13 protein-coding genes are annotated in these 12,080 nt (G+C 67.8%); 4 read left to right on the top strand and 9 right to left on the bottom strand.

Features of this window, described 5'->3' with window-relative positions:
* Positions 1-80: 80 nt before the first annotated feature.
* Both ACFRAU_RS10575 and ACFRAU_RS10570 read right to left on the bottom strand, forming a co-directional pair.
* Positions 81-1,493: a class I SAM-dependent RNA methyltransferase gene (locus tag ACFRAU_RS10575; RefSeq protein WP_377999862.1), complete on the bottom strand. Its 1,413-nt coding sequence runs from the start codon at positions 1,491-1,493 to the stop codon at positions 81-83.
* Entirely contained in the window at positions 1,490-3,466 is a 1,977-nt protein-coding gene (locus ACFRAU_RS10570; RefSeq protein WP_377993990.1) for an APC family permease, read from the bottom strand. The genes ACFRAU_RS10575 and ACFRAU_RS10570 overlap by 4 nt, the downstream gene beginning before the upstream one ends.
* Positions 3,467-3,560: 94 nt before the next feature.
* On the opposite strand from ACFRAU_RS10570, the gene ACFRAU_RS10565 reads away from it, so the two are divergent.
* The gene (locus ACFRAU_RS10565; protein WP_377999861.1) at positions 3,561-4,232 is read left to right on the top strand and encodes a potassium channel family protein; all 672 of its coding nucleotides are present in this window, start codon (positions 3,561-3,563) and stop codon (positions 4,230-4,232) included.
* The gene (locus tag ACFRAU_RS10560) at positions 4,233-5,036 is read left to right on the top strand and encodes a potassium channel family protein (RefSeq protein WP_377999860.1); all 804 of its coding nucleotides are present in this window, start codon (positions 4,233-4,235) and stop codon (positions 5,034-5,036) included.
* Here ACFRAU_RS10560 and ACFRAU_RS10555 read toward each other — a convergent pair.
* The 4 genes from ACFRAU_RS10555 to dut all read right to left on the bottom strand — a co-directional run bounded on the left by ACFRAU_RS10555 (position 5,006) and on the right by dut (position 7,411).
* Positions 5,006-5,761, bottom strand: coding sequence for a DUF3159 domain-containing protein (locus ACFRAU_RS10555; RefSeq protein ID WP_377993987.1), 756 nt, complete (start codon positions 5,759-5,761; stop codon positions 5,006-5,008). The genes ACFRAU_RS10560 and ACFRAU_RS10555 overlap by 31 nt on opposite strands.
* Complete coding sequence (locus tag ACFRAU_RS10550; protein ID WP_377993986.1) at positions 5,758-6,087, bottom strand: hypothetical protein; 330 nt, start codon at positions 6,085-6,087, stop codon at positions 5,758-5,760. The genes ACFRAU_RS10555 and ACFRAU_RS10550 overlap by 4 nt, the downstream gene beginning before the upstream one ends.
* Positions 6,080-6,793, bottom strand: a complete 714-nt coding sequence (locus ACFRAU_RS10545; protein WP_377999859.1) for a DUF3710 domain-containing protein — start codon at positions 6,791-6,793, stop codon at positions 6,080-6,082. Before ACFRAU_RS10545 ends, ACFRAU_RS10550 begins: the two co-directional genes overlap by 8 nt.
* Positions 6,794-6,865: 72 nt before the next feature.
* On the bottom strand, positions 6,866-7,411 hold the full coding sequence (gene dut, locus ACFRAU_RS10540) for a dUTP diphosphatase (protein WP_377993984.1): 546 nt from the start codon (positions 7,409-7,411) through the stop codon (positions 6,866-6,868).
* Positions 7,412-7,488: 77 nt separating this feature from the next.
* Here dut and ACFRAU_RS10535 point away from each other — a divergent pair, with 77 nt between their 5' ends.
* On the top strand, positions 7,489-7,974 hold the full coding sequence (locus ACFRAU_RS10535; protein WP_377993983.1) for a DUF3093 domain-containing protein: 486 nt from the start codon (positions 7,489-7,491) through the stop codon (positions 7,972-7,974).
* Between the two features lie 22 nt (positions 7,975-7,996).
* Here ACFRAU_RS10535 and ACFRAU_RS10530 read toward each other — a convergent pair whose 3' ends face one another.
* Complete coding sequence (locus ACFRAU_RS10530) at positions 7,997-8,296, bottom strand: DUF4193 domain-containing protein (protein WP_306922384.1); 300 nt, start codon at positions 8,294-8,296, stop codon at positions 7,997-7,999.
* A gap of 257 nt (positions 8,297-8,553) precedes the next feature.
* Here ACFRAU_RS10530 and sepH point away from each other — a divergent pair, with 257 nt between their 5' ends.
* The gene (sepH, locus tag ACFRAU_RS10525; RefSeq protein WP_377999858.1) at positions 8,554-10,083 is read left to right on the top strand and encodes a septation protein SepH; all 1,530 of its coding nucleotides are present in this window, start codon (positions 8,554-8,556) and stop codon (positions 10,081-10,083) included.
* Here sepH and ACFRAU_RS10520 read toward each other — a convergent pair.
* Positions 10,033-10,818, bottom strand: coding sequence for a thymidine kinase (locus ACFRAU_RS10520; protein WP_377999857.1), 786 nt, complete (start codon positions 10,816-10,818; stop codon positions 10,033-10,035). The genes sepH and ACFRAU_RS10520 overlap by 51 nt on opposite strands.
* Positions 10,811-12,079, bottom strand: coding sequence for an alkaline phosphatase family protein (locus ACFRAU_RS10515; protein WP_377999856.1), 1,269 nt, complete (start codon positions 12,077-12,079; stop codon positions 10,811-10,813). The genes ACFRAU_RS10520 and ACFRAU_RS10515 overlap by 8 nt, the downstream gene beginning before the upstream one ends.
* Position 12,080: the final 1 nt, after the last annotated feature.

Raw genomic sequence — 12,080 nt, 5'->3', positions numbered from 1 at the left:
ATTAGTGCCGGTCGCATCAAACTGCATGGTCAGCCGGGAACACGGGCGCGACGGGGGCTACATCGCCCATAGTAGTGGCATCACCCGCGGGGAGTCAGCAGTGCGACGGTCTCCAGGTGGTGCGTGTGCGGGTACAGGTCGAAGGCACGCAGCCCGGACAGCTGCCAGCCGCCCTGCTGGAAGTAACCAATGTCGCGTGCGAACGACGACGGGTCGCAGGAAATGTAGGCAATGGCGCGGGGGTTTGAGGCAATCAGCTGGCTGACCACTGCCTTGCCCGCGCCGGCGCGCGGCGGGTCGAGAATGAGGGCGTCGAACTGGCGCGGCCGCTGCCGGAGCACCCGCTCCACCTTGCCCTGCACGATCTCCACCTGCGGTGAACCGTGCAGGTTTTTCCGGGCGTCCCGGCTGGTGCCGGGCGCACCCTCCACGGACAGCACCGACCCGGTCTCCCCCACCGCGTCGGCCAGCGGCGCGGTGAACAGCCCCGCACCGGCGTAGAGGTCCGCCACCGAGGCGCCGGGTTCCAGGAAACCGCCCTCGTGCAGGAATCCGGTGACGGCACCCACCAGGGTTTCCGGTGCGTCGCGGTGGATCTGCCAGAAGCCCGCCCCCGTGACACGGTAGTCGTGGCCGGCCGCAGATTCCTGCACCCAGGTCCGGCCGCGGAGCTGCAGCGTCTCATTCTTGAGGGGATCGTAACTGGCCACGGACACGTCCGCGGGGAGCTGGGACAGGATGGAGTTCAGCCGTTTGGCGCGCGTTCCGGGAGCCGGGGCCAGCAGCACAAGCGGCCGCGAGCCGTTGGCGGGCGCGGCCACCTCCACCCGCTCGATGCCCTGAAGGTCCACATCCCACAGCCGCAGGGCGTTGATCCCGTCGACGGCCAGCGGCATCTCCTGCACAGGGATCACCTGGTCGGAGCGGTGGGCGTGCATGCCGAGCCGGCCGCTCTGGGTGACCCCAAAGCTGGCGCGAGTGCGCCACGCAAGCCCGGCCCCGCCGTCGTCCGCTGTTCCGGCACTGTCAGTTGTTCCGGCACTGTCAGTTGTTCCGGCGTCGTCCGTTGTGGTGTTTGCCGCCCTGACCGCTTCAACAACCGGGGAAAGTTCGACGGCGGCCAGCCGCCTGAGCTGTTCGGCCAGCACCTCCGCTTTGAGGCTCCGCTGGCGCTGCAGGGACACGTGGCCAAGTTCTGCGCCGCCGACCGGCGGGCGCCCGTGCGCCCAGGAGCCGGCGGAGTCGGCCGTCCGCCAGAAGTGCGGTACCCGGTCCGGGGAACCAGCCAGGACTTCCACAACGTCCGCCCGCCAGAACTTGGCCTTCTCCCCGGCATCGGTGAGCCGGACCCGCACCCGCTCGCCCGGGATGCCGTGGCGGACGAAGACCACGCGGCCCTCGTGCCGGGCCACGCAGTGTCCGCCGTGCGCAACTGGGCCGACGTCGACCACCAGTTCGAGTCCGGTGGAGGTGGTCTGGGTGTCCGGGCTCATTGAATGTCCTGCAGTCTCTTGGCTTCTTCGGATGATTTGAGCTGCCAGGGAACGCTGGCAACCATGACGCCGGGCTCAAAGTGGAGCCGGGTCTTGATGCGGAGGGCTGTCTGGTTGTGCACCAGCTGTTCCCACCATTTACCCACCACATACTCGGGGATGTAGACCACGATGAGGTCCCTGGGCGAGTCCCGGCGCATGTTCTTGATGTAATCCATGATCGGCGTGACCGTCTCGCGGTAGGGGCTGGCGAGGATGGTCAGCGGAACCGGGATCTCCAGCTTCTCCCAGTCGGCGAGCGTGTGCGCTGTCTCCTCGGCGTTGATGTCAACGGTGATGGCGTCCAGCCGCGACGGCCGGGAGGCACGCGCGTAGGCAAGCGCCCGGAGCACGGGCTTGCGGACATGGGACACCAGCAGCACGGCGTGCACGCGGGTGGGCAGGGCGCGCGGCGACGAATCCTCGTCGACCGCCAGCTCCTTGGCCACGTTGTCGTAGTGGGCGCGGATGCTCCACATGATGAGGAACAGGACGAACATGGCGAGCAGGGCAATCCAGGCCCCCTGTTCGAACTTGGTGATCAGCACGATCACGAGCACCAGCGCGGTCATGCCGAAGCCGGTCATGTTGATGGTGCGCGACTTGATGATGCGGCGGCGCACCGCCTTGTCCTTGGCCAGTTTCAGCTCCCGGCCCCAGTGCCGGACCATGCCCAGCTGGCTGGCCGTGAAGGAGATGAAAACACCGACGATATACAGCTGGATGAGCTTGGTCACATCGGCGTTGAACGACAGGATGAGCACCAGCGCACCGGCGGCCAGGGCAAGCACGCCGTTGCTGAAGGCGAGCCTGTCGCCGCGGGTGCGCAGCTGCCGCGGCAGGTAGCCGTCCTGGGCAAGGATGGAGCCCAGCACCGGGAAGCCGTTGAAGGCCGTATTGGAGGCAAACACCAGGATGACGCCGGTGGCCGCGACCACGATGTAGAACGGAATGGACCCGGCGCCGAAGATGGTCTGCGCAATCTGGCTGATGGCCGGGTTCTGGATATAGCTCTCGGGCAGGGGCTGCCCGTTGAGCCGGAATTCGGTGGCGGGGTCGAGCACGATGTGCACCTTGGTGGCGTTGGCCAGGTAGATGATTCCTGCCAGCATGGCCGAGGCGATGATCCCGAGCAGCAGCAGCGTGGTGGCCGCGTTCTTGCTCTTGGGCTTCTGGAAGTTCGGCACGCCGTTGCTGATCGCTTCCACACCGGTCAGGGCGGCGGCGCCGGAGGAAAAGGCGCGCAGCAGCAGGAACGCGCCGGCGAGGCCCACGAGTCCCTGGTCGAAGTCGGGTGAGGGGACGATCGTGAACGCGGCCGACGGCGCCTGGCCCAGCTGGCCGGTGGCCGCCTGAAAGACGCCGACGGCGGTCATGCCCAGGATGGAGGCCATGAAGATGTACGTCGGTACCGCGAAGACGCTGCCGGCTTCCTTGATGCCGCGCAGGTTGACCAGGGCCAGGATCACGACGCCGATGGTGGCGATGATGGCCTGCTGCCCATGCAGCGAGGGAATGGCGGTGGTGAGGTAGGCGGCCGCGGAGGACATGGACACGGCGACGGTCAGGACGTAGTCCACCAGCAGGGCCGCGGCGACAGTCAGCCCGGCGAACTTGCCCAGGTTTTCGTTGGCGATCTCGTAGTCACCGCCGCCGGACGGATAGGCGTGGACGTTCTGCCGGTAGGACGCCACCACCGTGAGCAGGACCACCATGACGGCGAGGCCCACGAGCGGGGAGATGGCCACCGCGCTCACGCCGGCCAGGGCCAGCGTGAGAAGAATCTCATCGGGGGCGTAGGCCACGGAGGACAATGCGTCCGAGGCGAAGATGGGGAGCGCGATCCGCTTCGGCAGCAGGGTGTGGGCCATCCTGTCGTTCCGGAAGGGCCTTCCCACCAGCACGCGCTTCACGGCATTCAGAATTGTCAGCACCACACAAAGTTAGTCTGATTCGCACGCGATGTCATGGCAGGTTTCCGGCGGTAGAGTCTTACGGAGCAGTCGGCGAGAGTTGAGGAGAGAACGCGTGGCGCACTTCGTGATCATGGGTTGTGGACGCGTCGGGGCCACCTTGGCGCACACGCTCGAGGATGCCGGCCATTCGGTGGCCATCATCGACCAGGACGACCGCGCCTTCCGCCGCCTCCGCTCGGGCTTCACCGGCCGGAAAGTCACCGGCGTCGGCTTTGACCGCGACACCCTGAAGCAGGCGGGCGTTGCGGATGCCTATGCCTTTGCCGCCGTCTCCAGCGGCGACAACTCCAACATCCTGGCAACCAGGGTGGCGCGGGAGACGTTCCATGTGCCGCACGTGGTGGCCCGGATCTACGATCCCGGCCGCGCCGAGATCTACCAGCGCCTGGGTATCCCCACCGTGGCCGCGGTGCGCTGGAGCGCCGACCAGGTCCTGCGCCGCATCCTTCCCGAACAGCACCTTGCCGGGGACTTCCGCGACCCGTCCGGCCGCCTCGTGCTGGCCGAACTGGACCTGCACCCGGAATGGGTGGGCCATCCGGTCACGTCCATCGAAAAGGCGGCCGACGTCCGGGTCGCCTACCTGACCCGGTTCGGCGAGGGCATGCTGCCCGCCGCGGGCACCTCCTACCAGGACGGCGACACGGTGCATGCCATGCTGCGGGTGGACCGAACGTCCGAAGTCGCCCACATCCTCGCCAAAGCACCCGCCAAGGAGTCCTAAGTGAAAGTCGTCATCGTCGGGGCCGGAAGCGTCGGCTCCTCGATTGCCCGTGAGCTGCTGTCCCATAAGCACGAGATCCTGCTCATTGACCTCAAGCCCGAAGTGATCGGGCGCAGCGGCCTGCGCGGCGCGCACTGGCTGGTGGGCGACGCGTGCGAACTGAGCACCCTGCAGGACGCCAGGCTCGAGGACGCTGACGTGGTGGTTTCCGCCACCGGCGATGACAAGGTGAATCTCGTCGTCTCGCTGCTGGCCAAGACCGAGTTCGGCATCGGGCGCACCGTGGGGCGCGTGAACAACCCGAAGAACGACTGGATGTTCAACGACTCGTGGGGCGTCGACGTTGCGGTGAACACGCCCCAGCTGATGACGGCCCTTGTGGAGGAAGCTGTGGAGATCGGCGACCTCGTCCGGCTGCTGACCCTGCAGACGGGCGTGTCTTCCATAGTCGAGTTCACGGTGCCGCACGACTCGCACGCCATCGGCCTCACGGTCGGCGCCATCGACTGGCCGGAGGACTCCACGCTCGTGGCCATCCTGCGGGACCAGGCACCGATCACGCCCAGCCGGGACGACGTCATCGACGGTGGCGACGAACTGTTTTTCGTCACCACCATCGCGGCCGAAGACCAGCTCCGCGAGCTGCTGTCACCCGGCTCCGGCGAGCGGCCGGGACCAGATGACGATGAAGGGCAGGAGCCACGCGATACCCCGGCGACCCCCGCCGCTGCGGCGGCGGGCCCGGCAACCGCGGAACAGGCGTCCCGGTCAGATCAGCTGGACGACGACGGCTTCGACGGCTGACCGTCAGGCGTTGCCGCGGGCCGCGTGACGAGCCAGGCGATCCACACGCCGAGGATGTACAGCGGCGCACCCATGATGAGCCTGGTGGTGGCCAGCGCGGCCAGCCCCTCCGGCCCCATCAGGTACAGGGGAACCTGCACCAGCAGGCGCAGCGCCAGGACACTGACGATGATCCATGTGCCCAGCCGGTAGGCGCGGACCCGGGCCGGGTCCTTGCGCCAGTCCAGGCCCTCGTTCCGGATGAACCCGAACAGCAGGCCGGCGATCGGCCAACGGACGGCAATGGAGATGACCATCGCCACAATGTAGGCCGAGTTCGCCAGGAATCCCGGAAGGTAGAAGTCCTCCGCCTTGCCCGTGGTGTTGGCGAGCCACGCTGAGATGCCCACGCCAACGACGCCGGCCAGCGCCTGGGTCAGCGGGCGGCGCTGCACGAGCCGGACCACGGTGAAGACGGCTGCAGTGCCCAGCGCTGCGATGAGCGACGGCGTCAGTGCGGTGGTGACGGTAAAGGCGACCAGGAAGACCAGGCCGGGCAGGATGCTCTCCGCGATTCCCTGGTAGCCGCCGGCGCTCTTCAGGACGTCGATGCGGCCGTCGTGCGTGCGGTGCAGCCCTGCCTTGGACGCGTAGTCCTCGGCCAGCCCGGCGAAACCCGGGGTCTCGGGCGCCGGCTTGGGTTCTTCGCGGCCCGGTCCCGAATCGGGGTTCTCAGGCAAAGTCATTGGTTCTCCTGGCGGGACAGTATCTCGTAGCGGGGGTTGAACATGGTGGACATGCCTTCTCTTACGGTCAGCATGCCTTCGAGCCTGAGTTCGGTCCCGGCGTCGATCCCCGGAATTCGGCGGCGGCCCAGCCAAATGACGCGGAGCCGCCCGCGCCGCTCCGCGGGAAGGGTGTCATGGTCCGAGACGATGGCCGCGAAAGCTGCCACCTCTGACGGGGGCGCGTAGGTCACCGACTCGATAAATCCGTGGCACAGGACGCGCCCGCGCTCCGGCAGCCCGCGAATCGGTACCGCCTGGTCCTGCGGGCCGCCTGCATCAACCAATCTGGGTGATCTCCGGCCCGCGCTCCGGCTGCTCGAGGTCCGGCGCTGCAGGGGGCACGGATCCGGCGGCGTCCTTGGGCAGGCGCAGCTGCAGCAGGTCCCTCGGCGGCATGGGGTTCTCACCCCGGATGACCACGATCTTCCGGAAAAGGTCCTCGAGGCTGGCTGCCGCTTCACGGTCCAGCGCGGCTTCGCCGCCGAAAACGCCGCGGAGGAACCAGCGGGGGCCGTCGACGCCGACGAAGCGGGCAACGCGGTAACCCTGGCTGCCGTCCGGGGCGCCAGCCGGCAGCTTGGCCACGAGTTCGACGCCGTAGTCCCCCGGGATCTCCTCGACCTGGCCGCCCTGGCCGCCGACAGACTGCCCGATCTGCTCCCGGATCTCGTCCCAGAGCCCTTCGGAGCGGGGTGCGGCAAACGCCTGCAGCTGCAGGCTTGACCCCTCGAGGTCCATGGTCACGGCGACGACGCGCTGGGTTGCTTCCTCGACTTCAAGCCGGAGCTGTAGTCCGTCGCGGGGGGCAATGAGAAGGGCGCCGAGGTCCACATAGCCGTCGCGGCTGCTGATCTCGGAGACGTCGAAGGGGCCGTTGGCCCTGCGGTCGTCCACAGGATTCGCGGCCGGATCTGGGGTGGCGTCCTCCCGGACGTCCTCCGGCTCTGCCGATTCCTGCTTCTTGGCTTTCTTGCCCCGCCCAAAAACCATGCGTTGTCTCCTTAGTTGTGATCGTGTCGCGCCCCGAAAATGCGGGTGTGCAGCCCGGCAGGTGTGGTGCCGCTACGTGCCCGGAACGGCAAACCCGCCCGTGGAGCCGAAGCCGCCGGCACCGCGGACAGAGTCGTTCAGCTCCCCCACGGCGACGAACTGCGCGTGCTCCACGCGCTGGATCACCATCTGTGCAATTCTATCGCCGCGCCGCAGCTCAATGGCCTGCTCGCGGTCGGTGTTGAGCAGCGTCACCGCGATCTCCCCGCGGTACCCGGCGTCGACGGTTCCGGGTGCGTTCACGACGGTGAGCCCGTGCTTGGTGGCGAGGCCCGAGCGGGGGTGGATGAGGGCCACAAAGCCGTCCGGCAGCGCGATGGCGACGCCGGTGGGAACGAGCCGCCGCTCCCCCGGTTCGAGGACCACGTCAACGCGGGCGCGCAGGTCCGCCCCGGCGTCCCCGGGGTGGGCGTAGGACGGCGCTTCCAGGCCGTCGTCGAGCATTTTCAGCTGCACCTGCACCGTGGGTGCTCCGAACTCCGCCCTGGGCGGCTGCGCAGCGGCGGTCACGGGGGTCTGCTGTGCAAGGGATGTCATGGCCGTTGATTCGTCAGTCACAGTCCCACACTCTATCGCCCGCGCTCTAACTCCTCCTATTGCAGTACGCCCTCCTGCCGGCCACTAAGCTTGGGGGCATGCCCGAATCAAGTGCCGTCCCTGCCCGCAACCCGTCGTCACCGGACGAAACCGTAATTTTCTCGGAAAAGCTGTGGCCCGGCGCGTGGATCTGGATCGTGGCATTGGGCATCGCGTCAGCAGGCATCCTGGTTTTCGCGCCCATCAGCCTTCCGGCCGGCTTCACGGCAGCCGTTGTGCTGTTTGCCATCGAAGCCGTGCTGCTGGTCCTCTCCACGCCATCAATATCCGTGACTGCGCGCACCCTGCAGGTCGGACGAGCCAGCATCGAACGCAGCCTGGTGGGCGGGGCTGCGGCATACCGCGGCAAAGAAGCGACGGCGGAGCGCGGTACACGCCTGAACGGACTGGCTTACCTCTGCATCCGGGGATGGATTGATCCGGTGGTCAGGATCGAGATCGCCGACCCGTCGGACCCCACGCCTTACTGGCTGACCTCCACCCGCCGTCCCGAGGAACTCGTCGCTGCGCTGACCGGCAAGTAGCGCCTAGCCTTCACAGTCGCGCCTAGCCTTCACAGTCGCGGCAGTACAGGAGCCCGTTCTTTTCCCGGGCGATCTGGGAGCGGTGCCGGACCAGGAAGCACGAGGCGCAGGTGAACTCGTCGGCCTGGGCCGGCAGAACCCGGACCAGCAGCTCCTCGCCGGACAGGTCGGCTCCGGGCAGCTCATAGCCTTCGGCGAGGTCGGACTCGTCCTCCTCCACCACTGCCGTGGGTTTCTCGGCACGGCGGGTCTTCAGCTCCTCAATCGAGTCCTCATTGAGGTCCTCTTCGGACTTCCGCGGCGCATCATAATCCGTCGCCATGGCCTGCTGCTCACACTCCGTCGAATCGCTCAAATGATTCATTCGGGACAACGCCGGACGGTCCTGGTTTGTGCCCGGCACGCGCATTGTTCTCCACGCTGCGCGTAAAAGCCATAGCCGGAATCACCGCCTCCCCCTGGCCTCCAGCAGCCGCCCGAAACTCCCGGAATTTCGCGGCGCGCCCTCTGCCCTAACGGGAAAAGACAGCGCGGGGTGGCAGAGTTTCGAATGATAGTAATGCCAGGGTGGAGGATTGTATGCAGGATCTACGGCTTGTAGGCGTCCACGACGACGGGGAGCATCTCCTGTTAAGCGGTACCGCCGGCACAATGTTCCGGCTGCCGATCAATGAGGCGCTCAGGCTGGCTGCCAGCCGGCCCTCCGCGCGCCCGTCCACAGGCGCCCCCATTGCCATGTCTCCCCGCGACATCCAGGCGAAAATCCGCAGCGGCTCCACGGCTGCCGAGGTTGCCGCCGCCTCTGGCATGCCGCAGGAAAAGGTCGAGCGGTACGAAGGACCGGTCCTGGCCGAACGCGCGTACATTGCCCAGCAGGCCCAGAAGGTGGAAGTCGCCTCCCCCGCCCCGGGACACGACGTATACCGGTCCGCCTTCGGCGACAACCCCGCTACACTCGGCGACATGGTGGCCCACCGGCTCGCCGCGCACGGCATCCAGTCCTCAACGCTGGAGTGGGATTCATGGCGCCGTCCGGACGGCACCTGGACCGTGGTGGCCACGTTTGAAGCCGCCCCCGGCGGCCACGCGAGCATCGGCGAAGAACCTCCCGCGATGTGGACCTTCAACCCGACCCGCAAGTCTCTGCAGAACGCGAACCGCTGGGCCCAGCAGCTCAGCGAACTGGAGCCCCTGGACGGACCTGTGCCGGCCCGGCGGCTCTCCGCGGTGTCCGACAGGCCTTTCGACTTCGAAACCGACGCGGACGCCGCAGCCCGCACCGGCATGGGCGCCGGCACAGGCAACAGCGCAGAGCAGCAGAAGGACCCGGACGGCCTGCTGGACATGCTGCGTTCGCGGCGCGGCCAGCGGATTGGCGTCGATGAGGACAGCGACGACGCCCTGGCGCTGCTGCTCGCAAACGGTGTCCCGGCCGCCCACCCGCGGGCAGAGGAAGCACCTGCAGACACGGAGACGGAATCGTCGGCCGATGGTTCCTGGCAGCCGGAGAATTCCGGGCATCAGGATGATTCAGCGCATCCACATGATTCAGCGCATCCAAATGATTCAGCACAGGACGGTGCGGAACAGGATCCGGAATCGGAACCTGAGGAGAACAACGACGACGAGGGCGCCGGGGCTCCGGCGGCGGAGTTCACGCTGGCACGGCGCCGTGACGGCCGGCCTTCGATGGTCTCCCGCCTCAACCTGGTTCCCCGGCACGAGGAAACCGACGACGAGTCGCTGAAACTTCACGACGGCGTCAGCACCCACACACGCGAAATCACCATAGTCCCCGGTCGCACCGCCGCGTCCAGCAACCCCGGTCCGGCCAAGCCCGAGGAGCCCAACTCACCGGCGGCGCAGTCCCCCGGCCCGGTTACCGGCCGTCCGGCGCCTGCCAACCCTGGACTGGACGAACTCCTGGGCCGCGGCAACTCCCGCCGCCGTTTGGACGGAAGCCGCCTCGATGGAACCCGGCCACAGCCTGGCCAGGGAACGTCCCGCACCGATCAGGACCGGGACGAACCGGAACGCCAGCCGTCCCGGCCGAAGCGCTCAAGTGTTCCCAGCTGGGACGAAATCGTCTTCGGCACCCGCGGCGACTGAGAACAGGCTGCTGGCTCTATCACCGGCACCGCGCCACAGGCAGGCGTCCACCTCGAACGGGAGCAGCTGGTCCTGCTGGGCAATGATGCTGGCGCCGTGGGCGGTGACCCGGCGCATGAAGTGCCTCCGGCACAGCGTTTCGTAACCCACCACGGGGACATGGCCTGCATCACTGCTGGGACCGGCGGCGGCAGGATCAACGGCCATGTCCACATCGCCGACCACCACCTGGGCGCCTTCGGTGACCATCACGCCGTCGACCGTCCTGGCGTTGTGGGTGGCGCGCCGGCCGCACCAGCACAGCGCTTCAACCTGCAGGACCTGCACCCGGTCCGCGAGTTCAATAAGGCGCTGCGAACCAGGGAACAGGCGGGTGCGGAAGTCCGCGGTGATGCCGAAGGCAAAGACGTCCACCTCGATCTCGTCCACCACGCGCGCCAATTGCTCCACCTGGGCGGCTGAATAGAACTGTGCCTCGTCGCAGATGAGGTAGTCCACGCGGATCCCCTGGGTGCGACGGAGCACCACTTCGTCCCAGAAGTCCGTGGTGTCGACGACTTCCACGGCCTCGGCCTGCAGCCCCAAACGGCTGGAGATCCGGGAGTCGCCGGCGCGGTCGTTTCGGCTGAACCGCACTCCGCCGCGGCCCCGGGCTCGGTGGTTGTAGTCCATCTGCAGCGCGAGGGTGGACTTCCCGCAGTCCATGGTTCCCGAGAAAAAGACGAGCTCAGCCACGGGTTCCCCGGCGGCCGCCTGCCTTACCGGACGCTGTCCTGCCGGAAGCCTGGAAACTGAGCAGCGGGACTTCGCGCTCGGCCTTGGTCAGGGAGCCATGCTGGCCCACGACCTCCATGGCCGTCGGACGCACCCGGCGCGTGTCGTAGAGTGCCAGCGTGTCCCGGGCCGCCACCATCACATCGCCCAGCCGTCCCGTAACCTCGGGCCGTACCGTTCCAAAGAGCCCGGCCGCCACGGCTTCCTCCCGGGTGAAGGCCCAGATCCGCTCCCCGAAGCGGGTGCGCCATGCCGCCAGCAGACGCTCCCGTGCGGCGTCGCCGGCGCCGTCCTCCAAGTACAGGTGCACCATGCGCGGTTCCCCGGCAGTGTGCCGGACACCGTCCACCAGGGAGGGGTCGGCGGCGTAATCCAGGCGCTGTGACTCCGGCACGTCCAGCATCCCGTGGTCGGCCGTCACCAGCACTGTGGTTCCGGCCGGGAGGGATGCATCAAGGCGCTTGACCGTGGCATCCAGCTCCTCGAGCTGGTGCTCCCACTGCGGCGACTGGGCGCCGTACCGGTGGCCGGCCTTGTCAAGGTCGTTCACGTAGAAATACATGAGGGCGGTGTCCGCGTCAGCCATGGCCTCGGCTGCCGCCGCGGTGCGGGCGTGGGAAGTAATGCCGGAGACGAACGTGCCGCCGCGCAGCGCCGCCGCGGTCATGGGTGAGCCGCCGAACTGCGGCAGGCTGACGGTGGTGACCGCCACGTGCTCGGAGGCACGTTCGAAGACGGTGGGGAACGGCTGCCATTGCCGTGGGTCCACGGCGGCATCCCAGTTTCCCAGCATGTTGACCACTTTGTCCTGATCCGGATCAAGGACGTCATATCCCACCAGCCCGTGCTGGCCGGGAGCGAGTCCCGTGCCCAGGCTGGCGAGGGAGGCTGCGGTGGTTGACGGGAAGGCGGCATCCAGCCAGACGGGCACGGTCCCCTGGCCATGCTGCAGGACGCCGCGAAGGAACGGAGTGTGCGCCGTCTTCTGCTTGAGCAGGCTGCGTCCCAGCCCGTCGGCCACGACCACGCACACCCGTTTGGCCTGCGGCAGGCCCAGCGCGTTCTCGAAGCCTGGTACGCCCACGCTGGCAGCCGCGCTGCCCAGCACCTCGGCCACGGAGCGGCGGCCGTAGGCCGGGGCGGCCGGCAGGCCGCTTACGGCAGTGCCGGATCCCGTGGCCCGTGGTACGGCGTCTGAAGAATGGTTGTGCTGTTCCTGCATC

Source organism: Arthrobacter sp. NPDC056691 (assembly GCF_042791415.1).
Lineage (GTDB): Bacteria > Actinomycetota > Actinomycetes > Actinomycetales > Micrococcaceae > Arthrobacter.
The sequence above is the reverse complement of the archived record's forward strand: the minus strand, read 5'-3'. Positions and strand labels throughout refer to the sequence as shown.